The sequence below is a fragment of the Jatrophihabitans sp. genome, from assembly GCA_036389035.1.
Taxonomy (GTDB): domain Bacteria; phylum Actinomycetota; class Actinomycetes; order Mycobacteriales; family Jatrophihabitantaceae; genus Jatrophihabitans_A.
The window spans coordinates 499,792-521,225 of record DASVQQ010000007.1; the positions used below are offsets into that span (position 1 = coordinate 499,792).

The following is a 21,434-nucleotide window of genomic DNA, read 5'->3' on the forward strand; positions in this document are numbered from 1 at the left end:
CGTGAGCCCAGCTGAGCAGACCTCTGTCGACGTCCTCATCGTCGGAGCGGGCCCCGTCGGCCTGTTCGGCGCCTATTACGCCGGGGTTCGGGGGTTATCGACCGCGATCCTCGACTCGCTGCCCGAACCGGGTGGCCAGATCACCGCGATGTACCCGGAGAAGGCGATTTTCGACGTCGCCGGCTTCCCGGCCATCCGGGGCCGGGAGCTGGTGTCGAACCTGGTCGCCCAGGCCGCGCCGTTCAGCCCCGCGTACCTGCTCGGCGAGCAGGCCATCGGCCTGGAGCGCGGTGAGGACTTCGTCGTCACCACCTCCTCCGGCCGGCGGGTCCGCGCCCGCTCGATCATCATCACCGGCGGGATCGGCACCTTCACCCCGCGCCCGCTGCCCACCGGTGAGGACATGCTGGGCCGCGGGGTGGTGCACTTCGTGCCCGACCCCGACGAGTACCACGGCCTGGACGTGGTGATCGTCGGCGGCGGTGACTCGGCGGTGGACTGGGCGCTGTTGCTGGAGCCGATCGCCAAGTCGGTGGCCCTGGTGCACCGGCGGGCCGCCTTCCGGGCGCACCCGCACTCGGTGGAGGTCATGCAGACCACCTCCGTCCGGGTGATCACCGACGCCCAGGTCACGGCGGTGGTCGGTGACCCGGTCAGCGAGGTGCAGGTCAGCGTCGCCGACCAGCTCACCTCGCTGCCCTGTGACCGGCTGGTCGCCGCCCTCGGGTTCATCGCCAACCTGGGCCCGCTGCTGGAGTGGGGCCTGGAGATCCAGCAGAAGCGGCACATCGTGGTCGACACCACGATGGCGTCCTCGGTGCCGGGGGTGTACGCCTCCGGTGACATCTGCGAGTACCCGGGCAAGGTGCGCCTGATCGCGACCGGTTTCGGCGAAGTGGCCACCGCGGTCAACAACGCCGTGCGTTACATGGACCCGAAGGCTTCGGTCTTTCCCGGCCACCTGTCCGACTACGCCCCGCCCGGCACGCTGGGATCGCCAGGCACCCCGACCACGGCCTCCGGCTCGCCGAGCGCCCCCACCACAGTGCCCGGGTGATCATCGGGGTGGGCATCGACGTGGTGCCGGTCGCGCGGTTCGACTCGGCCAGCGTGCGCACCAAGCGGTTGATCGAGCGGCTGTTCACCCCTGCCGAGCGGTTCAACGCCCACGGCGTGGCCCGCACCGCGGAGTCGCTGGCTGCGCGGTTCGCGGCCAAGGAGGCGGTCGCCAAGGCGATGGGCTCGCCCGGCGGCATGTCCTGGCAGGACGCCGAGGTGGTGGTCGAGGACAACGGCCGGCCCCGCCTGATCATCGCGGGCACCGTCGCGCGCAAGGCCGAGGAGCTGGGGATCCACAGCTGGCACGTGTCGCTGTCCCACGATGGCGGGATCGCCTCGGCGGTCGTCATCGCGGAGGGCTGATGCAGGGGGTCTGGCCGGTCTCGGAGATCCGGGCCGCCGAGCGGCGGGTGCTGGCCGGCCTGCCGGACGGGGCGCTGATGGCCCGGGCGGCCCGGGCGGTCACCGTCGAGGCGGTCGGAATGCTCGGCTTCAGCTACGGCGCCCGGGTGGTGCTGCTGGTCGGCCCCGGCGACAACGGCGGCGACGCGCTGTACGCGGGCGCGGAGCTGAGCCGGCGCGGGGTGGCGGTGCGGGCGGTGCTGGCCGACCCGGCCAAGGCGCACCCCGGTGGGCTGGCCGCCCTGCGGGCCGCCGGTGGCCGGCAGGTGACGCTGGCCGAGGCCGGTCCGCACGACCTGATCGTGGACGGACTGCTGGGCATCGGCGCCCGCGGCCCGGTGCGCGAGTCCTTCGTCCCGCTGGTGCGCTGGAGCCTGAACTCGGCCGCGCCGGTGCTCTCGGTCGACATCGCCTCCGGGGTGGACCCGGACACCGGCGCCGTCGCCGGGCCGGCGGTGCGGGCGGCGACCACCCTGTGCATGGGCGCGCTGAAGGCCGGCCTGCTGGTCGGCCAGGGCCGGGTGCACACCGGCCGGCTGCGGCTGATCGACCTGGGGCTGGCGCCCGAGCTGCCGGAGCCACGGCTGCACCGGCTCGAACGCGCTGATCTGGTGGGCGACCTGCGGCTGCCCGCCCCGGGCCCGCGCGATGACAAGTACACCCGCGGCGTCGTCGGGGTGGCGGCCGGCTCGCAGGCCTACCCCGGGGCGGCCCAGCTGTGCGTCGGGGCGGCCCGGCTCGGCGGCGTCGGGGCGGTGCGTTACGCCGGCCACGCGGCGGCCGAGGTGGTCAGGCGCTGGCCCGAGGTGATCGTCTCCGACAGCGTCTACCGCGCCGGCCGGGTGCAGGCCTGGGTTCTCGGGCCGGGGCTGGGCGACACCGGCGAGGCCGTCGAGTCGCTGCGCCAGGTGCTGGCCAGCGAGGTCGCGGTGGTGATCGACGCCGACGGGCTGAACCTGCTGGTCGAGCGCCGGGAACTGCTGGCCGAACGCACGGAGGCCACCGTGCTGACCCCGCACGACCGCGAGTTCGAGCGGCTGTTCGGTGAGATCGGCGAGGACCGGATCAGCGCCGTCCGGCGGGCCGCCGCCGACACCGGGGCGACGGTGCTGCTCAAGGGCTTCGCCACGATCGTGGCCGAACCGTCCGGGCACTGCTATCTGAACCCGGTCGGGGCCGCGGCGCTGGCCACCGCCGGCAGCGGCGACGTGCTGGCCGGCCTGATCGGCTCGTTGCTGGCTGCCGGCCTGCGGCCCGGCCTGGCAGCGGCCACCGGCGCCTACCTGCATGCGGCTGCCGGGGCGCGAGCCGCGGCGGCCGGCCCGGTGGTGGCCGGGGATCTGCTCGGCGCGCTGCGCGAGGAGATCGGCGCGCTGCGCGAGGAGATCGGCGCGCTGCGTGCAGGGACCGGCGAGCCGTGCGAAACGACCGGCCAGCCGCGCGGCGTTTGACAGACTGGAGCCATGCTGCGCACCGAGGCCGTCGTCGACCTGGCCGCCATCGCCGCCAACGTCGCCACCCTGAAGTCCAACACCGCCGCCGAGCTGATGGCGGTGGTCAAGGCCGACGGGTACGGCCACGGAATGGTCGCCTCGGCGCGGGCCGCGCTGGTGGGCGGCGCCAGTTGGCTGGGAGTGGCGATGCTGGAGGAGGCGCTGGCGTTGCGCGCCGCCGGCATCACCGAGCCGGTGCTGGCCTGGCTGTGGACTCCCCGCGAGACCGAGGAGCTGCGGGCCGCGCTGGCGGCCGGAGTGGACATCTCGGTGTCCTCGCAGCAGGGTCTGGACCTGGTGGTGGCCACCGCCGCCGAGCTGGGCAGCCCCGCCCGGGTGCACCTCAAGATCGACACCGGCCTGTCCCGCAACGGCATCACCGCCGAGGACTGGCCGCAGCTGCTGGACGCCACCGCCAAGGCCGCCGCCACCGGCGTGATCGAGACCACCGGCATCTGGAGCCACTTCGTCTACGCCGACTCGCCGGGCCATCCCACCATCGCCCGCCAGATCGAGCGGTTCGGCGCCGCGCTGGACACCGCCCGCGGCTACGGGGTGGTGCCGCAGTTGCGCCACCTGGCCAACTCCGCCGGCACCGTGACGCTGCCGCAGTGCCACTTCGACCTGGTCCGGCCCGGGGTGGCGATCTACGGGCTGTCACCGGTTCCGGAGAAGGGCGACTTCGGGTTGACGCCGGCGATGACGCTGCGCACCTCGATCGCCAACGTCAAGCGGGTCTCGGCCGGCGAGGGGGTCAGCTACGGCCACCAGTACGTCACCGACCGCGAGACCACGCTGGCGCTGATCCCGGTGGGCTACGCCGACGGCGTGCCGCGGGCGGCCACCAACGTCGGACCCGTGACGATCGGCGGCAACCGCTACACCGTCAGCGGCCGGGTCTGCATGGACCAGTTCGTGGTCGACCTCGGTGGGGCCGAGGCCAGCGCCGGCGACGAGGTGGTGCTGTTCGGCCCCGGCAGCGCCGGCGAGCCGACCGCGCAGGACTGGGCCGACGTGCTGGACACCATCCACTACGAGATCGTCACCCGGATCGGGTCGCGGGTGCCGCGCAGCTACACCGGCGGGGCTGCCTGATGCGGCTGGCCAGGGTCGCAGCACTCGTCGGTGGCGGCGTCGGCGTGCTCACCGCGGTCTCGGCGGCCGCGGTGTCCCAGCAGCGCCGGACGGCGGCTCGCGAGCGCAGCCGGATCGAGGCCGGCTCGGCCGCGCTGTTGTCCCAGCCGCCGATCTCCGACGAGGGACTGGTGCTCACCGACGACGGGATCGAGCTGCATTACGAAGAATGCGGCGGGCCGGCGGGCGGCAAGAAGGCCGCCGGCCTGACCGTGCTGTTCGTGCACGGCTACACCCTCAACCTGGGCTCGTTCCTCTTCCAGCGGCGGGCCCTGACCGAGGCGTTCGGGACAGGAGTCCGGCAGGTGTTCTACGACCAGCGCTCGCACGGCCGGTCCGGGCGCGCGCCGTCGCAGTCCTGCACCATCGAGCAACTCGGACACGACCTGCACAGCGTGATCGACCAGCTGGCGCCGGCCGGGCCGATCGTCCTGGTGGGCCATTCGATGGGTGGCATGACGGTGATGGCGCTGGCCGATCAGCATCCCGAGCTGTTTCGCGACGGCGGCCGGGTCCGGTCGGTGGTGCTGATCAACACCTCGTCCGGCGAGCTGAAGAACCTGACCCTGGGACTGCCCAACGTGCTGGCCCGGCTGCACGCCCCGATGGTGCCGATCGTGCTGCGCCGGGCCGCCAAGAACGCCGCGCTGGTCGAGCAGGCCCGGACGATGGGCCGCGACCTGGCGTGGGTGATGACCAAGCGCCTCAGCTTCGCGGCCAAGGACGTCGACCCGGCCGTGGTCCAGTACTGCACCACCATGATCTCGGCGACCCCGGTCGACGTGGTCGCCGACTTCTACCCGACCCTGATGGCCTACGACGGCAGGATGGGGCTGCGCAACCTCAAGGACTGCCCGGTGCTGGTGATCGGCGCCGACTCCGACGCGATGACGCCGCTGGAGCATTCGAAGGCGATCGCCCGGGAGCTGCCCGAGGCCCGGTTGATCGTCGCCGAGAACTCCGGGCACCTGCTGATGCTCGAGCATCCCGAGCTGGTCAACTCCCCGCTGGTCGCCGTCGTCGAGGCGGCGTTGACCGGCCGGCCCGGCATGTCCGGCACCGGCCAGCCGGTCAGCGCCTGATGGTGTCGCTGCCCACCCCGGCCGACACCTTCGACTTCGGCCGCCGGCTGGCGGAGCTGCTGCGTCCGGGTGACCTGCTGGTGCTGACCGGCCCGCTGGGCGCGGGCAAGACCGCGCTGGCCCAGGGCATCGGCGCGGGGCTGGGGGTGCCCGGCCGGGTGGTGTCACCGACCTTCGTGATCGCCCGGGTGCATCCCGGTGGCCGGATCCCGCTGGTGCACGTCGACGCCTACCGGCTCGGCTCGCTTGCCGAGGTGGACGACCTCGACCTGGACGTCGACCTGGCCGACTCGGTGACCGTGGTGGAGTGGGGCGCCGGCCTGGTCGAGCAGCTGGCCGAGGACCGGCTGCGGATCGAGATCAGCCGGCAGCCGGACTCCGAGGCGCGCGAGGTGCGGCTGGTGCCCGAAGGCGGCGACTGGGCCGATCGGCTGGGCAGGCTGGCGCACTAGGCTGGCCGGGTGCTGGCTCTGGTTCTGGACACCTCGTCCGCGGCGGTGACGGCGGGCCTGGTGGAGTTCGCCGACGGCGCGGACCCGGTCGTGCTGGCCGAGCGGGTGACGGTGGACGCCCGGGCGCACGCCGAGCAGCTCACCCCGTCGCTGCGGGCCTGCCTGGCCGAGGCCGGGGTCGGGATAGCTGACCTGTCGGCGGTGGTGGCCGGCCTGGGCCCCGGCCCGTTCACCGGCCTGCGGGTCGGCTTGATGACCGCCGCCGCGCTTGCCGACGCCACCGGCCGGCCCGGTTACGGCGTCTGCTCGCTGGACGCGATCGCCGCCGCGCACCCTGAGCGGGAGGACCTGCTGGTGGCCGGTGACGCCCGCCGCAAGGAGGTCTACTGGGCGCGCTACCGCCACGGTGGGCGGATCGGCGAGCCGGCTGTCTCCAAACCGGCCGAGCTGGTCACCGAGCCGGGTGGCGGGCTGGTCGGCGGGACGCCCGCGATGGCCGGGGCCGGCGCCCGGCTGTACGCCGACATCCTGGGGCTGCCGTTGCTGGCGGGCGACTACCCGGGCGTCGCCGGGCTGGCGGCCTGCGCGGCCGGCCGGGTGCTGAACCGGGCCCCCGGCGAGGCGCTGACCCCGCTGTACCTGCGCCGCCCAGACGCGGTGGCGCCGGCCGCCCGCAAGCCGGTGGGGACATGAGCGAGGATCGCAGCGAGCGCGCTGAGGACATGAGTGCCGCGGCCGGGCCGCTGACGCCGGAGGTCCGGTTGCGGCGGATGCGGATCTCCGACCTGGACGTCCTGCTGCGGTATGAGCAGGAGATGTTCGGCCCCGAGGCCTGGTCCCGGCGGGGTTACCTCGAAGAGCTGTCCGACCGGAAGCAACGCCATTATCTGGTCGCGGAGAAAGTCGCCGAGAGCGTCGCGGAGAAAGTCGCCGAGAGCGTGGCCGAGGAAGCCGCCGAGCCTCCCGGCAGCCACCTCCTGGGCACCGGCGGGCTGCTGACGATCGGCGAGACCTCTCAGATCCTCACCCTCGCGGTGCTGCCGCCCGCCCGGCGCACCGGGGTAGGCCGGCTGCTGGTCCGGGCGCTGATCGCCGAAGCACGCCGGCGCCGCGCCGGCGAGGTGCTGCTGGAGGTGCGGGAGGACAACGAGCCCGCCCAGCGGCTGTACGCCACCGAGGGCTTCACCGTGCTCGGTCGGCGGCGCGGCTACTACGAGCAGGGCCGGGTGGACGCGATCACCATGCGCTATGAGATCGAGCGTCCTGCGCCGGAGGTGACGGGCGATGAGGGCTGACCAGCCGCTGGTGCTCGGCATCGAGACCTCCTGCGACGAGACCGGGGTCGGCATCGTCCGCGGCACCGAGCTGCTGGCCGACGCGGTCGCCTCCAGCGTCGCCGAGCACGCCCGCTTCGGCGGGGTGGTGCCCGAGGTGGCCAGCCGGGCGCACCTGCAGGCGATGGTGCCGACCGTGCACCGGGCCTGCGCCGAGGCCGGGGTGGCGCTGGGTGATATCGATGCCATCGCGGTCACCGCCGGTCCGGGCCTGGCCGGCGCGCTGCTGGTCGGGGTGGCGGCGGCCAAGGCCTACGCGCTGGCCCTGGACAAGCCGCTGTACGCGGTGAACCACCTGTCGGCGCACGTCTCGGTGGACCTGCTGGACAACGGCCCGCTGGAGCAGGCCTGCATCGCGTTGCTGGTCTCCGGCGGGCACTCCTCGATCCTGCGGGTGCCCCGGGTAGGCGGGCAGGAGCTGACCGAGCTGGGCGCCACCCTGGACGACGCCGCCGGCGAGGCATTCGACAAGGTGGCCCGGCTGCTCGGCCTGGGCTTTCCCGGCGGGCCGCTGATCGACCGGGCCGCCCGGGACGGCGACCGGGACGCCATCGCCTTTCCGCGTGGCCTGACCGGGGTGCGCGACGACCCGCTGGCGTTCTCGTTCTCCGGCCTGAAGACCGCCGTGGCCCGCTGGGTGGAGGCCCGGGAACGGGCCGGTGAGCCGGTGCCGGTGGCTGATGTGGCGGCCAGCTTCCAGGAGGCGGTGGTGGACGTGCTGAGCGCCAAGGCGGTGCGCGCGGCCACCGAGGCCGGCATCGAGTACCTGCTGCTCGGTGGCGGGGTGGCGGCCAATTCGCGGTTGCGGGAGCTGACCGCGCAGCGCTGCGAGCGGGCCGGGCTGCGGTTGCGGGTGCCCCGCCCGGGGCTGTGCACCGACAACGGCGCGATGGTGGCTGCCCTGGGCGCGCAACTGGTCGCCCATGGCGCCACTCCGAGCCGGCTCGACGTCCCGGCCGACTCGTCCATGTCGATCACCGAGGTGCTGTTCTGATGGCCTGTCCCTTGCTGCTGCGGTCCCCGCCCGCGCCGTCCCCGGCGGCGCGTTGCGCCCGCAGAACTGCCACCGCGTTCCGATGACTGTCACCATGTGGGAGGTCCGGGCCGCCGACGGGCAGCTGGAGCAGTTGCTGGCCTGGCTGCTGCCCCGGCTCGACGGCAGCGCCCAGGTCTATCGCAGCGCCGGTGGCGAGCCGCGGGTGGTGGTGCTGGACCCGACCGGTGAGGTCATCGACCGGCTGGCCGGCGTCCCGCCGAATCTGATCGCGCGGCCGGCGCACGCATGGCAGTTCGACGAAGTAGGCAATGGTTGGGCCGGGTCGTCGCATCAAGAAGAGTGAGGAGGCTGGGATGGATTCGGACGAGCGTTTCACGGCGTTCGTCCGCGAACACACCCCGGCGCTGCTCAAGACCGCCTACCTGCTGACCCGCAATGCGGGCGAGGCCGAGGAGCTGGTGCAGGACACCCTGGCCTGGCTCTACCCGCGCTGGCAGCAGGTGGAGTTCGCCGATCACCAGCTGGCCTACGTCCGCAAGGCGGTGGTGAACCGGTTCCTGGCCGGTCGGCGGCGGATGTCGGCGACCGAGGTGCGTTTCGACGCGGCCAAGGAGCGGGTCTCGGATCGCCCGGTCGTCCGGGACCGGACCGCTGAGGTGGACGAGCGGATCGCCCTGTGGACGCTGATGGGCGAGCTGTCCGAGCGGCAGCGGGCGGCGTTGGTGCTGCGGTTCTTCCACGACCTGCCCGATGACGAGGTCGCCGGCGTCCTGGAATGCCGGGTGGGCACCGTACGCAGCCTGATCAGCCGGGCTCTGAGCACCTTGCGCACGGCCGGGAACTTCGCTGACGACACCGTCAGCGCGCGGTATCTGAGGAACGTGACATGAACACGACAGGCGTGGAGCACTGCCATGACCGCTAAGACCTTGACGGACGAGCTGCGCTCGGTGCTGCTGTTCCACGCGCTGGAGGCCCCCGAGCCCAACGCGACGGTCGACCGGATCCTGGCCGAGACGGTGGGCACGGTGACAGCGCTCGGCCTGCACGACGAGGCGCCCGAATCCAGCGCCGAGCCGCGCCCGCGACGCCGGTTGTCCTTGCAGCACCTGATGGCCGCCGCGGTCGTCGGGGTGCTGCTGATCTCGGTTGCCGGCATCAACTCCTTCCGTAACCGCAACGCGGGCCAGACGGCCACCGAGGCGAGTCAGGACCAGGTCAGCCAGCGGCAGCAGGATGACGCGGCGGCCGGCGGCGCAACGGCCGGGTCAGCGGGGCAGCCGGCGCCGGGGGCGGACCTCTCGGCCGAGGCCAAGCCGGTGGCGCCCCCGGCCTACGCCGGCCAGCGGTTGGACTGCGCCACGATCCCGGGCAGCAAGCTGACGGTCGGCCAGTCCGACCGCTTCAAGCTGTTGAGCGACGTGGAGGGCTATCTCTTCGAGTACCTGTGCGTCGCGCCGGACGGTCGGCGCTCGGCCAGCGAGGTGCAGATGTTCCAGCTGGCCGCGGGCAAGTGGCAGTACATGCAGACCCTGCCGCACCCGAACGCCTACGAGCATCTGGAATCCCTGAGCGCCGGGGCGACGGCGTACATCCAGTTCTCGGTCCACCGTCCCGGCGGCGTGCCCGGCGAGATCCGCCGGGCGGTGGTGGACCTGTCCAATCCCACTGACGACTCGAGCTATTTCGTGGTCGAGCCGTGCCTGCGCGAGCACCTGGAGGTGACGCTGACCCCGCTGCCCGATGCTGCCGCGCCGGCCTGGCGGCTGTCGCTGCGCAATCAGGGGCGGACGGATCCGGTCACCGGTAGCCGCAGCGACGCAGCTTGCGCGCTGGAGGGCTTTCCGCGGGTGAGCGCGCAGCGCGACGGCGACATCCTGAGCACGGCGACGCCCACCATGAACGGGCCGGCCGGCGGTGTCAGCCGGCAGAAGGCGCCGCCGATCATCATCCTCACCCGGGGTGCTACCGCGTCGGCGGTCATCGAGCAGAGTTCGCGGGCGGCGGCCGGCTCCTGCCTGCGCTCGGATCAGCTGGCGGTGACCCTGCCCAACGGGGTGTCGCTGGACCGGCTGCCGGCCGAGGTGGCCGGCTGCGGGCTGGTGGTGCACCCGCTGGTCGGCAATGCCCGGGGCTCGGACTGACCGATGGCCACCGGGTCACCGTTCACCGGGTCACCCGTCACCCGATCACCCAGTCACGGTCACGGGTCACCGTCACCGGGTCACTGGCTCGGCCAAGATCGCCAGGTGCTTCTCGCCGACCCGGGCCAGCAGCACCGTGATCGAGTTCGGCCCGGCCGGCTTGAGCTCGCGACGCAGCACGGCCGGGTCGATGTCCACGCCGCGTTTCTTGATCTCGAGGACCCCGACCTGCCGCCGGGCCAGCTCGGCTCGCAGCCGCTTGAGCGAGTACGGCAGCACGTCCAGCACCTCGAAGCCCCTGGCCAGCCCCGCCGCGGGGCCGCCGGCGGGCGCGTCGGCCGACAGGTAGGCCAGCTGCTCGGCGATCCGGCGGCCGCCGGGCAGCAGCGCGGCCAGTTGCCGCACCAGCCCCGCCCTGATCACCGCGCCGTCGGGCTCGTAGAGGTAGCGACCCACCGGTCCGACCCGCGGCTCGGCGGGGTCGGCGTCGGTCAGCCACAGGCCGGCCGGCAGTACCGTGGCACGGCGCCGGATGCCAGCGGTGGTGAACCCCGCCGACCACAGCACCGCCTCCTTCACCCCGCCGCCGAAGGACACCCACTCGGCCTCCAGGTCCGGCGGTATCAGGGCGTGCCCGATACCCGGGCCGAGCTTGGCCGCCGCCGGCCGCTCGCCGTCCAGCACCCGCAGCACGAACTCGAAGCTCGGCGAGTAGGCGGCCGGGTCGAAGGTGCGCCCGTGGGCGCCGCGCCTGGCCGGATCCAGGAACACCGACTCGGCGTGGCGCCAGCCGGCCTGCTCGGCCGAACCGAGGCTGATCCGCACCGGTTGCCCGGCGGTGTTGGCGGCGGCCAGCGCCGCGGTGGCCGGGTCCCGCTCGATCCCCTCGACCCGCAACCCGGCCCGGGCGAAGGCCAGCGCGTCGGAGCCGATGCCACAGCACAGGTCCAGCACCGAGCCCAGCCCGGCGGCGGCGAACCGGGCGGCCCGGTGGTCGGCGACCTCGATCCGGGTGGCCTGCTCCAGGCCGTCGGCGGTGAACAGCATCGTCGCGGCCAGGTCGCCGAACTTCGCCCTGGCGGCGGCCCGCAGGCGGGCCTGGGTCAGCGCCGCGGTGGCCAGCTCCGGCGGCAGCAGCCGGCGCACGGCGGCCGCCCGGCGGACCGGGTCGGTCTCGGTCACCGACTCGGCCAGCCCGATCGCCCGCTCCAGCTCAGCCCGGCCGGCGGGGCCGGTGAACTCGAGGACCTGGTCACTGGACTCGGGGAGCACCCGGCAAGTGTGTCCTATTCCAGTTGACCGGCCGCCGCGTGAGGCGTGGCGCACCCGGTGTTGAGCGCTGGCACTCTCAGGGCTAGAGTGCTAGTCAAGGCATGGCTGACCCCCGCGACGGCAGCCCCGGCCGACATCCGAACACAGACATCTCCATTACCCGTAAGACCCCAGGAGGGGAGCTGAGCGTGACCGCCACCAAGGTCAACATCAAGCCGCTTGAGGACCGCATCGTCGTCCAGGCTCTGGAAGCCGAGACCACCACCGCTTCCGGCATCGTCATTCCCGACACCGCCAAGGAGAAGCCCCAGGAGGGCACCGTCCTCGCGGTCGGTCCCGGTCGTGTCGACGACAAGGGCAACCGCATCCCGATCGACGTCTCCGAAGGCGATGTCGTGCTGTACTCCAAGTACGGCGGCACCGAGGTCAAGTACGCCGGCCAGGAGTACCTGGTCCTGTCGGCGCGCGACGTCCTCGCTGTCATCGTCAAGTAACACCTTCTGAGATGCCCCGGAGCGCGCTGCGCCCCGGGGCGTTCTCGGCTTAGCGATCCCGCCGGCCCTTTGGCCGCCTCGGCCGCCTTGCCGCCTTGCCGCGAGCCTGGCTGACAGCCGCGGATCCACCTCGCCGCCTCACAGCACGCGAGACCCACAGCACAGAGAGGAACCATTCATGGCGAAGCTCCTCAGCTTCAACGAGGACGCCCGGCGTGCGCTCGAGCGCGGCGTCGACAAACTGGCCAACACCGTCAAGGTCACGCTCGGCCCGCGAGGCCGCAACGTGGTGCTGGACAAGTCCTACGGCGCGCCGCTGATCACCAACGACGGCGTCACCATCGCCCGTGAGATCGAGCTGAGCGACCCGTTCGAGAACCTGGGCGCGCAGTTGGTGAAGTCGGTGGCCACCAAGACCAACGACGTCGCCGGTGACGGCACCACCACCGCCACCGTGCTGGCCCAGGCCATGGTCAACTCAGGCCTGCGCAACATCGCCGCGGGCGCCAGCCCGGGCGGCCTGAAGCGCGGTATCGACCTGGCCGTCGACGCGGTCTGCAAGGCGCTGGACGCGGCCGCCACCCCGGTCGAGGGTGAGCAGGGCATCGCTCACGTCGGCACCATCTCCGCCCAGGACGCCCAGATCGGCGCCCTGATCGGCCAGGCCATGACCAAGGTCGGCAACGACGGCGTGATCACCGTCGAGGAGTCCAACACCCTCGCCACCGAGCTCGAGTTCACCGAGGGCATGCAGTTCGACAAGGGCTACATCTCGCCCTACTTCGTGACCGACATGGAAAACCTCGTCGCCTCCTTCGACGACCCGTACCTGCTGATCACCACCCAGAAGATCTCCTCGATCGCCGACCTGCTGCCGGTGCTGGAGAAGGTCATCCAGGCGAACAAGCCGCTGCTGATCCTGGCCGAGGACGTCGACGGCGAGGCGCTGTCCACCCTGGTGGTCAACGCCATCCGCAAGACCTTCTCGGTGGTCGCGGTCAAGGCGCCGTACTTCGGCGACCGCCGCAAGGCCTTCCTGCAGGACCTGGCCATCGTCACCGGAGCCCAGGTCATCTCGCCCGAGGTCGGGCTCAAGCTCGACCAGATCGGCCTGGAGGACCTCGGCTCAGCCGGCCGGGTCGTGGTCACCAAGGACCTGACCACGATCACCCATGGCGCCGGCAGCCAGGCCGACATCGAGGCCCGGGTCGCTCAGATCAAGGCCGAGATCGAGTCCACCGACTCTGACTGGGACCGCGAGAAGCTCCAGGAGCGCCTGGCCAAGCTGGCAGGCGGTGTCGGCGTCATCAAGGTCGGCGCTTCCACCGAGGTCGAGCTCAAGGAGAAGAAGCACCGCATCGAGGACGCGATCTCGGCGACCCGCGCCGCGGTGGAGCAGGGCATCATCGCCGGCGGCGGCGCCGCGCTGGTGCACGCGCTGCCGTCCCTGACCGAGCTGGGCCTGACCGGCGACGAGGCCACCGGGGCCAACATCGTCCGCGACGCCCTGGTCGAGCCGCTGCGCTGGATCGCCAACAACGCCGGCCACGAGGGTTACGTGGTGGTCAGCAAGGTCCGTGAGCTGGAGCAGAACTTCGGGCTCAACGCCGCGACCGGCAAGTACGAGAACCTGCTCGAAGCCGGCGTCGTGGACCCGGTCAAGGTCACCAAGGCGGCGCTGGCCAACGCGGCCTCGGTCGCCGGGCTGCTGCTCTCGACCGAGTCCGCCATCGTGGAGAAGCCGGCCGAGCCGGAGCCCGAGTCGCACTCGCACGGCCACGGCGGTCACTCGCACAGCCACTAGCCAGACGCACCGCACTAGCCAGACGCACCGCCACTAGTCAGACCAGGGCCGAACTCACACCCGGGCCGAAAGAACTCCCCGCTCGCATCGTCCGCCATGCGAGCGGGGAGTTGGTCTTTCGGGCCGCCCTCAGCTGGCGTAACTGGCCTGCATCCTGATCAGCTGAGCGCGCTCCTCGGTGGACTTGCCTCCCCAGACCCCGTAGGGCTCCCTGGTCTGCAGCGCCCAGTTCAGGCACGCCTGAGCCACCGGGCACTGGGCGCACACCTGCTTGGCGGCTCGTTCCCGCCGTACCCTGGAGGGCCCTCGTTCGTTTTCAGGGTGAAAGAACGTTGAGGAATCCAGGCCCCTGCAGGCGCCTTGCATCTGCCAGTCCCAGTCCTCCGCACGCGGCGCTGGTAAGCGGGACACATCCGCCATCGTTACCTCCCGAGCCGAACCGCACTGGCAGAAAAGTGCCAAGTGCTCGATCCAACGACCGGGGGCGGGAAAGGTGACGCAGAGTATGCAACCAGTAGCAGAAATTTTTCACCCGCTGTCAGTGAGCTGTCCGGAAGCGCCTGGTTTGACGGCATAGCGGGACCGAAAGCGCTTCACGGCGACTGGCAGCACATTGCCAACGGCGTCAGTCAGGGATCGGTCAGGGCGATGAGCGCGCGGCTCACCCGAACGAGGCTGGCCCGAACGAGGCTCAGCTGCGGTGAGCCAGCGCGTCGGTGAACCCGCGCGCGTAGTCCCAGCTGACGTAGGCATCGGTCAGCGGCTCGGCGGCGGGCTCGTGCACCCCGGTCCGGCCGTTGCCCAGCAGGCTGCGCAGGTTGGCCGCCATCAGCGCCCAGGAGAAGTAGTGCTGCTCGCCGCAGTCGGCGCAGTCGACGACGATCCCGTGAATCTCGTGCGGGCTCAGAGCCGCTTCGAACTCGGTCAGCTCGGCCAGATCGGCGGCGATCTCTTGCAGATCGGTGTCGGTCAGCGGCTCGACCGGGTCAAGATCGTCCAGCAAATTGGACGGGTCGTTGGGGTCCCCCAGGAACGGATCTACCGGTCCGCTGTGCGGATCGAAGTACGAATCGCGAGAGGTCACCCGTCAAAGGTAACGCTCGTTGGCCGCTCCGTTCTAATTCTTGCCAATTCTTTTCCTCTGGTTTTTCGCAACTTCGTCCGTCCGGGCGAGCCCGAAGGCCGGCCTGCCGGCCCCGTTCGGGGCAGCAGGCCGGCCTCGGCGCTGGGGTTCGGGCGGTGGGCTACAGGTCGGCGATCGCGGCCAGCGGGGGCGTCCGGGCCGCCCGGACGGCGGGCCACAGCGCGGCCAGCACGCCGACGACCGCGGCCAGCACCAGCATCAGAACCGCCTGGCCGATCGGCACCGAGACCTGGTCCAGGCCCTGCTCGCGCAGCGTCCGGACGAACAGCGTGCCGAAAGTCAGCCCCATCGCCACCCCGACGATCGCCCCGAACACCGCGATCAGCATCGACTCCAGGTAGATGGTGCGCCGCAGCTGCGGTCGCAGCACGCCGACCGCCCGCAACATGCCGATCTCGCGGCGGCGCTCCACCACCGACAGCGCCAGGGTGTTGATGATGCCCAGCACCGCGATCACGATGGCCAGGGCCAGCAGCCCGTACAGCACCGCCAGCAGCGCGTTGATCTGGCTGGCGCCCTCGCCCTTGAACTCCTCACGGTCCTGCACCTGGACGACCACCAGCGGGTCGGTCGCCTCCTCCAGCCCGGTGCGCAGCGCGGCCAGGTCAGCGCCCGGGGCGGCCTTGACCAGCACCACCTCGTCGGACAGCAGCCGGCTCGGGGTCAACTCGCGGTACAGGGCGTCGGAGGCCAGCCAGTTGCCCAGCAGCTGGCTGTCGTCGTAGATGCCGCCGATCCTGGTGCTGACGGTTTTCTGGTCGGCGCTGAGCATCGCCACCGTGCTGCCCACGCTCCAGTTGTTGTCCTCGGCCCACTTCTGCGACACCAGCAGGTTGCGGGCGCTCAGGTCGGGGCTGCCCTGCAGCATCTGGACCCGCAGCACCTGCTGCAGCGGGCCGCTCACCCCGGTGCCGTACTCGGTGCGGCCGTCGATCTTGACCTGCACCGTGTGCAGCGCCACCGTGGCGGCCACCCCGTTGACCTTGGCCGCCGCCTGCGCGGCCGCCACCGGTAGGCCGATCATGTCGGGTCCGGTGAGGATGTAGTCGGCGGTGACGCCGTTGTCGATCAGGCCGTTGATGCTCTTCTTGGCCGAGGCGCCGAACACCGCGATGGTGGTGACCAGCATCAGGCCCAGGGTCAGGGCGAAGGCGGTCGCCGCGGTCCGCCGGGGGTTGCGCACCGCGTTGGTCCTGGCCAGCCTGCCGACCGTGCCGAAGACCGGCCCCAGACCGGCGCCGATCACGGCGATCACCGGCCTGGACAGCGCCGGCGCCCCGAGCAGCACTCCCAGGATCAGGCCGAGCGCGCCCAGCCCGATCAGCGCGGCCGCGCCACCGCCCGGGTCGGCGACCGCTCCGGCCACCAGGCCCAGGGCCCCGAGCAGGGCGGCTACCGCCCCGAACGCGGTGCGCCGGCGCAGCGAGGTCCCGGTCGAGGCGAACTCCTCGCGCATCGCCGCCACCGGAGCGATCTTGGCGGCCCGCCGGGCGGGGGAGTAGGCGCTGAACAGGGTGACGCCGATGCCGATGGCCAGGGCGATGATGATCGTGCGCGGCCGCAGTTGCAGCGGGCCCTCGGGCAACCCGACGTTGAAGGTGTTGAGCAGCTCCCGCAGGCCGTAGGCCAGGCCCACGCCGCCGGCGATCCCGATGGCGCTGCCGACCAGCCCGACCAGGCTGGCTTCCAGCAGCACCGAGCGGCTCACCTGGCGCCGGCTGGCCCCGATCGCGCGCAGCAGCGCCAGCTCGCGGAGCCGCTGCGCCACCAGCATCGAGAAGGTGTTGTAGATGATGAACGTGCCGACCAGCAACGCGATCGCGCCGAAGGCGAGCAGGAAGTAGTTGATGAACTTCAGGGCGTCGCTGATCTCGGCCTTGGCGTCCTGGCGGACCTGGTCGCCGGTCTGGACCTCCAGCCCCGGCAGCGCCTGGGCGACCCGGTCGCGCAGTTCCTGCTGGGAGACGCCGTCGCCGGCGAGGTCGATGTAGCCGACATGCTTGCCGTCGGTGAACAGCTGCAGCGCCTGCTCCTGCGGGAACAGGGCGCCGATGTAGCCGCCGGTCTCGGTCTCGGTGGCGTAGATGCCGGTCAGCGTCACCTCCTGGATGCCCTTGGAGGGCACCAGCACCCGGGTGCGGTCGCCGACGCTCAGCTTGCCCAGCTTGGCCGCGCCGGGATTGAGCGCGATCTCGCCGGGCCGGGCGGGGGCCGCGCCGGCGGTGAACTCGAAGGGCTCACCGACCTGCTGCTCCACGGGCAGGTAGGACAGCCCCAGGCTGGGCGCGCCGCCGCCCTGGACGGCCTTGCCGTCCGAGCCGAGCAGCACGATCGGGCCGGTGATGCCCGGCGCGGCCGCCCGGACGCCGGGCACCGCGCGCAGCCGGTCCAGGTCGGCCAGCGGAACGCCGCTGCTGTTCTCCTCCCGCGCGGAGACCCGGACGTCCACGCCCACCGCGGCGTCTTCGAAGATGCCGTCAAAGGTGCGCTGCAGGGTGTCGGTGAACACGAAGGAGCCGGCCACGAAGGCGGTGCCGAGCACCACCGAGAGGACGGTGAGGGCCAGCCGGACCTTGTGCGCGGCCAGGTTGCGCAGCGACACCGTGCGCATCGCCGCGCCGGGCTTGGCCGGCGGGAGGGCTTGCTGGCTGCCGCCGGGGCCAGGTGAGCCGGGCTTGGTGAGGGTGCTTGACGCGCTCGACATCTCAGACCTGCTCTAGGTTCTTCATGCGGTCCAGCACTGAGTCGGCGGTGGGCGCGCGCATCTCGTCCACGATCCGGCCGTCGTCCAGAAAGACCACCCGGTCGGCGTAGCTGGCCGCCCGCGGGTCGTGGGTGACGATCACGACGGTCTGGCCGAGCTGGCTGACCGAGCTGCGCAGGATGCCCATCACCTCGCCGGAGGATCGGGAGTCAAGGTTGCCGGTCGGCTCGTCGCCGAAGATGATCTCCGGGCGTCCGGCCAGCGCCCGGGCACAGGCCACCCGTTGCTGTTGGCCGCCGGACAGTTCGGAGGGCCGGTGGCCGAGCCGGTCACCCAGGCCCAGGGTGTCGATCACCGACGCCAGCCAGGCCTGGTCATCGGCGCTGCGGCGCCGGCCGGCGATGTCCATGGGCAGCGTGATGTTCTCCAGGGCGGTCAGCGTCGGCACCAGGTTGAACGCCTGGAACACGAAGCCGACCCGGTCCCGCCGGAGCTGGGTCATCTTCTTGTCCGACAGGCCGGTCAGCTCGGTGTCGCCGATCCGCACCGAGCCCGAGCTGGCAGTGTCCAGGCCGGCCAGGCAGTGCATCAGGGTGGACTTGCCCGAGCCGGAGGGGCCCATGATCGCGGTGAACTCACCGCGGATGAAGTCCGCCGAGACGGCGTTCAGCGCGCGAACCTGGGTGTCACCGCTGCCGTAGATCTTGCTGAGCTCGATTGCCTGGGCGGCGATGCCGCGCTGGGCGGCGGCGGTGGGCGTGCCGGCCGCTGATCGGTCGGCGGCTCCGGCGGGGTTGGCTCCGGCAGGAGTGGCGCCGGCAGGGTTGGCTCCGGCAGGGGTGCTGACGGGCGAGTTCATGGGTAGCCTTTCGGTGATGTAGGCCCGCCATGCTTGGCCGGGCCGGGTGTTTCCTGGCTGCTAGGTGCAGACTTCCGGATCCGCCATGCCGGGGCAGTAGGGGTGACCCTGATCCGGCCCTGAGTTTTTGCTCACCCGCGCCTCGCCCAACCCGGGGTTGAGGGCCAACGGCCCTAGGATGGGTTACCGGCATCGAGGAGTTCGCGTGAACACCAACCATCCAACAGATCCTGATCCCAACGCACTTGCCGAGCCCAGCGCGATGGCTGATTATCGCGCGGTTCCCGAGCACGGCGCGGCTGGCCCCGGGGCGTGGGATGACAGCGCCGTCCCCGGGTACAGCGTGCCCGATCAGGGCGCGGGCGTGCCAGCGAAATTCGCCAACCTGGGTCTCACCTTCGACGATGTGCTGCTGCTGCCCGGGGCCACTGACGTGATTCCGAGCGAGGTCGACACCTCGGCGCGGCTGTCGCGCAACATCACCTTGAAGCTGCCGCTGGTATCGGCGGCGATGGACACCGTCACCGAGGCGCGGCTGGCGATCGCGATGGCCCGCCAGGGCGGCATCGGCATCCTGCATCGCAACCTCTCGATCGAGGAGCAGGCCCAGCAGGCCGACCTGGTCAAGCGGTCCGAGGCCGGCATGGTCACCCATCCGGTGACCACCTCGCCGATGGCGACGCTGGCCGAGGTCGACGCGCTGTGCGCCCGCTACCGCATCTCGGGACTGCCGGTGGTCGACGGCGACGGCCTGTTGCTGGGCATCATCACCAACCGGGACCTGCGCTTCGAGACCGACTTCTCCCGCCGGGTCTCCGAGGTCATGACGCCGATGCCGCTGGTGACCGCGCAGGTCGGCGTGCACAAGGACGTGGCGCTGGGCCTGCTGGCCAAGCACAAGATCGAGAAGCTGCCGCTGGTCGACGCCGCGGGCCGGCTGCAGGGCCTGATCACCGTCAAGGACTTCACCAAGAGCGAGCAGTTCCCGCTGGCCACCAAGGACCCCTCCGGGCGGCTGCGGGTCGGCGCCGCGGTCGGCTTCTTCGATGACGCCTGGAAGCGGGCGATGGCCCTGGTCGAGGCCGGGGTGGACGTTCTGATCGTCGACACCGCCAACGGGCATGCCTCCGGTGTCACCGACATGATCAGGCGGTTGAAGCGGGAGTCGGCGGCCGAGCACGTCGACATCATCGGCGGCAACGTCGCCACCCGGGCCGGTGCCCAGGCACTGGTCGACGCCGGCGCCGACGGGGTCAAGGTCGGGGTCGGCCCCGGTTCTATCTGCACCACCAGGGTGGTCGCCGGGGTCGGCGTTCCGCAGGTGAGCGCGATCTACGAGGCGGCGCTGGCCTGCCGCCCGGCGGGGGTGCCGGTGATCGGCGACGGCGGGCTGCAGTATTCCGGTGACATCGCCAAGGCGCTGGCCGCCGGCGCCGACACGGTGATGCTCGGTTCGCTGCTGGCCGGCTGCGAGGAGTCGCCCGGCGAGCTGGTGTTCATCAACGGCAAGCAGTTCAAGTCCTACCGGGGGATGGGTTCGCTCGGGGCGATGCAGACCCGGGGACGGGCCAAGTCCTATTCCAAGGACCGGTACTTCCAGGGCGATGTGACCGACAACGACAAGCTGATCCCGGAGGGGATCGAGGGTCAGGTGCCCTACCGCGGCCCGCTCGCGGCGGTGGCCTACCAGCTGATCGGGGGGCTGCGGCAGTCGATGTTCTACGTGGGCGCGCACACCATCGATGAGTTGCAGCGCAACGGCCAGTTCGTCCGGATCACCGCCGCCGGCCTGAAGGAATCACACCCCCACGACATCCGGATGACCGTCGAGGCGCCGAACTACAGCTCTCGCTGACCGCGCCCGTCCATTGCTCTAGGGTGCGGGCATGACCCTTGCAGACAACCTTGCCGACAAGGCTGCCGAGCTCCGGCGCCTGCACACCGATCCTGAGCTGCTGGTGCTGGTCAATGTCTGGGATGTGGCCAGTGCCAAGGTCGTCGCCGGCTTGCCGGGCTGCCGCGCGGTGGCGACCGCGAGCCACTCGATCGCCGCGTCGTTCGGCTACCCCGACGGCGAGCAGATCCCTGCCGCGCTGATGATCGAGGCTGTCGGCCGGATCGCGGCGGCGGTTTCGCTGCCGGTGACCGCGGACCTCGAGGCGGGCTACGGCGATGTCGCCGAGACCATCCGCAAAGCCATCGGGGTCGGCGTGGTGGGGGCGAACATCGAGGACGAGATGCGCCCGCTGGACGAGGCGGTGGCCGGGGTTCGGGCCGCGGTGCGGGCGGGTGAGGCCGAGGGCGTGCCGTTCGTGCTGAACGCCCGCACTGATGCCTACCTGCTGGACAGTGGCCGTGATCCGGCGGAGCTGCTGGCCGACGCCATCGAGCGTGGCCGGGCGTTCCTGGACGCCGGTGCCGACTGCGTGTTCGTGCCGGGCCGGCTCGACGCCGAGGTGGTGCGGCAACTCGTCGACGGGATCGGTCAGCAGAAGGTGAGCATCCTGGCGTTGCCCGGCACGCCGGAACCTCGCGAGCTGGCGGAGCTGGGCGTGGCCCGGGTCTCCTTCGGCCCGTGGTCGCAGCGGGTGGCCATGACCTCGCTGGCCGACGTCGGCACCGAGCTGCTGGCCGGCGCCGGCCTGCCTGCCTGGGCCCGCAACGTCAGCTGAGGGACTTGCCAGCTGCCCAGTCGATGAGTCTCGCACGCCGTCAGGACCGGTAGGGCAGAGATGCTGAACCTACGGGACATGCCATGAGACGCAGCATGACTCCTCACGGTTCCTGGCAACGGCTATCGGCCCCTATCCGCCTTGCGCCATCCGCGCTGATAGGCGTCGACGGCAGCGTCGAGTGCGCCCTCAGGAACTCGCCACCGCCGGTCCACGAGGTCATGGCGACGAAGCAGCGCCTCTACCAAGCGAACCTGCCCGAACAGACCGCCTGTACGGCGTGCGACCAGCGCTCGGCCATCGCTCGTGAGCGCAAAGCACGTGCCGCTCACTGTCATCAGCCCTGATGCCTCGAGCCGCCCGACACCTTGGCTGACTTCATCGGCGG

At 71.7% G+C, this 21,434-nt stretch carries 22 protein-coding genes; 16 read left to right on the forward strand and 6 right to left on the reverse strand.

Translation table 11 applies throughout. The features are described 5' to 3' along the window. Window position 1: 1 nt before the first annotated feature. The 12 genes from VF557_04990 (at window position 2) to VF557_05045 (ending at window position 10,097) form a co-directional block, all read left to right on the forward strand. Window positions 2-1,057: an NAD(P)/FAD-dependent oxidoreductase gene (locus tag VF557_04990; GenBank protein HEX8079541.1), complete on the forward strand. Its 1,056-nt coding sequence runs from the start codon at window positions 2-4 to the stop codon at window positions 1,055-1,057. Next, the gene (locus tag VF557_04995) at window positions 1,054-1,422 is read left to right on the forward strand and encodes a holo-ACP synthase (GenBank protein ID HEX8079542.1); all 369 of its coding nucleotides are present in this window, start codon (window positions 1,054-1,056) and stop codon (window positions 1,420-1,422) included. The genes VF557_04990 and VF557_04995 overlap by 4 nt, the downstream gene beginning before the upstream one ends. Then, window positions 1,422-2,912, forward strand: a complete 1,491-nt coding sequence (locus VF557_05000; protein ID HEX8079543.1) for an NAD(P)H-hydrate dehydratase — start codon at window positions 1,422-1,424, stop codon at window positions 2,910-2,912. The genes VF557_04995 and VF557_05000 overlap by 1 nt, the downstream gene beginning before the upstream one ends. A 12-nt stretch (window positions 2,913-2,924) precedes the next feature. After that, complete coding sequence (gene alr / locus VF557_05005; GenBank protein HEX8079544.1) at window positions 2,925-4,049, forward strand: alanine racemase; 1,125 nt, start codon at window positions 2,925-2,927, stop codon at window positions 4,047-4,049. Continuing rightward, window positions 4,049-5,170 (forward strand): alpha/beta hydrolase, encoded by a 1,122-nt coding sequence (locus VF557_05010; protein HEX8079545.1) that lies wholly within the window; start codon window positions 4,049-4,051, stop codon window positions 5,168-5,170. Before alr ends, VF557_05010 begins: the two co-directional genes overlap by 1 nt. Next, window positions 5,170-5,622, forward strand: coding sequence for a tRNA (adenosine(37)-N6)-threonylcarbamoyltransferase complex ATPase subunit type 1 TsaE (gene tsaE / locus VF557_05015; protein ID HEX8079546.1), 453 nt, complete (start codon window positions 5,170-5,172; stop codon window positions 5,620-5,622). The genes VF557_05010 and tsaE overlap by 1 nt, the downstream gene beginning before the upstream one ends. A 9-nt stretch (window positions 5,623-5,631) precedes the next feature. Continuing rightward, window positions 5,632-6,315, forward strand: coding sequence for a tRNA (adenosine(37)-N6)-threonylcarbamoyltransferase complex dimerization subunit type 1 TsaB (tsaB, locus tag VF557_05020; GenBank protein HEX8079547.1), 684 nt, complete (start codon window positions 5,632-5,634; stop codon window positions 6,313-6,315). Beyond that, window positions 6,312-6,917: a GNAT family N-acetyltransferase gene (locus VF557_05025; GenBank protein HEX8079548.1), complete on the forward strand. Its 606-nt coding sequence runs from the start codon at window positions 6,312-6,314 to the stop codon at window positions 6,915-6,917. Before tsaB ends, VF557_05025 begins: the two co-directional genes overlap by 4 nt. Then, window positions 6,907-7,950, forward strand: coding sequence for a tRNA (adenosine(37)-N6)-threonylcarbamoyltransferase complex transferase subunit TsaD (gene tsaD, locus VF557_05030; protein ID HEX8079549.1), 1,044 nt, complete (start codon window positions 6,907-6,909; stop codon window positions 7,948-7,950). The genes VF557_05025 and tsaD overlap by 11 nt, the downstream gene beginning before the upstream one ends. Before the next feature lie 82 nt (window positions 7,951-8,032). Further along, window positions 8,033-8,296, forward strand: a complete 264-nt coding sequence (locus tag VF557_05035; protein HEX8079550.1) for a hypothetical protein — start codon at window positions 8,033-8,035, stop codon at window positions 8,294-8,296. A 10-nt stretch (window positions 8,297-8,306) separates the two neighbouring features. Next, on the forward strand, window positions 8,307-8,843 hold the full coding sequence (locus tag VF557_05040; GenBank protein HEX8079551.1) for a SigE family RNA polymerase sigma factor: 537 nt from the start codon (window positions 8,307-8,309) through the stop codon (window positions 8,841-8,843). A 24-nt stretch (window positions 8,844-8,867) separates the two neighbouring features. After that, complete coding sequence (locus VF557_05045; protein HEX8079552.1) at window positions 8,868-10,097, forward strand: DUF4232 domain-containing protein; 1,230 nt, start codon at window positions 8,868-8,870, stop codon at window positions 10,095-10,097. A 72-nt stretch (window positions 10,098-10,169) separates the two neighbouring features. Here VF557_05045 and VF557_05050 read toward each other — a convergent pair whose 3' ends face one another. Further along, the gene (locus VF557_05050) at window positions 10,170-11,369 is read right to left on the reverse strand and encodes a hypothetical protein (protein ID HEX8079553.1); all 1,200 of its coding nucleotides are present in this window, start codon (window positions 11,367-11,369) and stop codon (window positions 10,170-10,172) included. Between the two features lie 182 nt (window positions 11,370-11,551). On the opposite strand from VF557_05050, the gene groES reads away from it, so the two are divergent. Both groES and groL read left to right on the forward strand, forming a co-directional pair. Continuing rightward, the gene (groES, locus tag VF557_05055) at window positions 11,552-11,863 is read left to right on the forward strand and encodes a co-chaperone GroES (GenBank protein HEX8079554.1); all 312 of its coding nucleotides are present in this window, start codon (window positions 11,552-11,554) and stop codon (window positions 11,861-11,863) included. A 178-nt stretch (window positions 11,864-12,041) separates the two neighbouring features. Next, window positions 12,042-13,667 carry a chaperonin GroEL gene (gene groL / locus VF557_05060; GenBank protein HEX8079555.1) on the forward strand — a complete coding sequence of 542 codons (1,626 nt, stop codon included), beginning with the start codon at window positions 12,042-12,044 and terminating at the stop codon, window positions 13,665-13,667. A 129-nt stretch (window positions 13,668-13,796) separates the two neighbouring features. Here groL and VF557_05065 read toward each other — a convergent pair whose 3' ends face one another. The 4 genes from VF557_05065 to VF557_05080 form a co-directional block, all read right to left on the reverse strand. Next, the gene (locus VF557_05065) at window positions 13,797-14,087 is read right to left on the reverse strand and encodes a WhiB family transcriptional regulator (GenBank protein HEX8079556.1); all 291 of its coding nucleotides are present in this window, start codon (window positions 14,085-14,087) and stop codon (window positions 13,797-13,799) included. A 271-nt stretch (window positions 14,088-14,358) separates the two neighbouring features. Further along, window positions 14,359-14,751: a DUF5319 domain-containing protein gene (locus VF557_05070; GenBank protein ID HEX8079557.1), complete on the reverse strand. Its 393-nt coding sequence runs from the start codon at window positions 14,749-14,751 to the stop codon at window positions 14,359-14,361. Window positions 14,752-14,911: 160 nt separating this feature from the next. Next, window positions 14,912-17,515, reverse strand: coding sequence for an FtsX-like permease family protein (locus tag VF557_05075; GenBank protein ID HEX8079558.1), 2,604 nt, complete (start codon window positions 17,513-17,515; stop codon window positions 14,912-14,914). Between the two features lies 1 nt (window position 17,516). Continuing rightward, window positions 17,517-18,374 carry an ABC transporter ATP-binding protein gene (locus VF557_05080; GenBank protein HEX8079559.1) on the reverse strand — a complete coding sequence of 286 codons (858 nt, stop codon included), beginning with the start codon at window positions 18,372-18,374 and terminating at the stop codon, window positions 17,517-17,519. Between the two features lie 205 nt (window positions 18,375-18,579). On the opposite strand from VF557_05080, the gene guaB reads away from it, so the two are divergent. Both guaB and VF557_05090 read left to right on the forward strand, forming a co-directional pair. Continuing rightward, window positions 18,580-20,229, forward strand: a complete 1,650-nt coding sequence (guaB, locus tag VF557_05085) for an IMP dehydrogenase (protein HEX8079560.1) — start codon at window positions 18,580-18,582, stop codon at window positions 20,227-20,229. 31 nt (window positions 20,230-20,260) lie between these two features. Continuing rightward, on the forward strand, window positions 20,261-21,046 hold the full coding sequence (locus VF557_05090; protein HEX8079561.1) for an isocitrate lyase/phosphoenolpyruvate mutase family protein: 786 nt from the start codon (window positions 20,261-20,263) through the stop codon (window positions 21,044-21,046). Between the two features lie 122 nt (window positions 21,047-21,168). Here the strand turns inward: VF557_05090 and VF557_05095 are convergent. After that, window positions 21,169-21,434: hypothetical protein (locus VF557_05095; protein ID HEX8079562.1), on the reverse strand; the 266-nt coding region annotated here is incomplete at its 5' end.

Bases quoted from the DNA above. Each gene is read 5' to 3' on its own strand.
- VF557_05025 (HEX8079548.1), top strand. From the start codon at position 6,312: ATGAGCGAGGATCGCAGCGAGCGCGCTGAGGACATGAGTGCCGCGGCC.
- VF557_05065 (HEX8079556.1), bottom strand. From the start codon at position 14,087: ATGGCGGATGTGTCCCGCTTACCAGCGCCGCGTGCGGAGGACTGGGAC.
- alr (HEX8079544.1), top strand. From the start codon at position 2,925: ATGCTGCGCACCGAGGCCGTCGTCGACCTGGCCGCCATCGCCGCCAAC.
- groL (HEX8079555.1), top strand. From the start codon at position 12,042: ATGGCGAAGCTCCTCAGCTTCAACGAGGACGCCCGGCGTGCGCTCGAG.
- VF557_05010 (HEX8079545.1), top strand. From the start codon at position 4,049: ATGCGGCTGGCCAGGGTCGCAGCACTCGTCGGTGGCGGCGTCGGCGTG.
- VF557_05040 (HEX8079551.1), top strand. From the start codon at position 8,307: ATGGATTCGGACGAGCGTTTCACGGCGTTCGTCCGCGAACACACCCCG.
- tsaE (HEX8079546.1), top strand. From the start codon at position 5,170: ATGGTGTCGCTGCCCACCCCGGCCGACACCTTCGACTTCGGCCGCCGG.
- VF557_05045 (HEX8079552.1), top strand. From the start codon at position 8,868: ATGACCGCTAAGACCTTGACGGACGAGCTGCGCTCGGTGCTGCTGTTC.
- VF557_05035 (HEX8079550.1), top strand. From the start codon at position 8,033: ATGACTGTCACCATGTGGGAGGTCCGGGCCGCCGACGGGCAGCTGGAG.
- VF557_05075 (HEX8079558.1), bottom strand. From the start codon at position 17,515: ATGTCGAGCGCGTCAAGCACCCTCACCAAGCCCGGCTCACCTGGCCCC.
- VF557_05090 (HEX8079561.1), top strand. From the start codon at position 20,261: ATGACCCTTGCAGACAACCTTGCCGACAAGGCTGCCGAGCTCCGGCGC.
- tsaD (HEX8079549.1), top strand. From the start codon at position 6,907: ATGAGGGCTGACCAGCCGCTGGTGCTCGGCATCGAGACCTCCTGCGAC.
- VF557_05080 (HEX8079559.1), bottom strand. From the start codon at position 18,374: ATGAACTCGCCCGTCAGCACCCCTGCCGGAGCCAACCCTGCCGGCGCC.
- VF557_05000 (HEX8079543.1), top strand. From the start codon at position 1,422: ATGCAGGGGGTCTGGCCGGTCTCGGAGATCCGGGCCGCCGAGCGGCGG.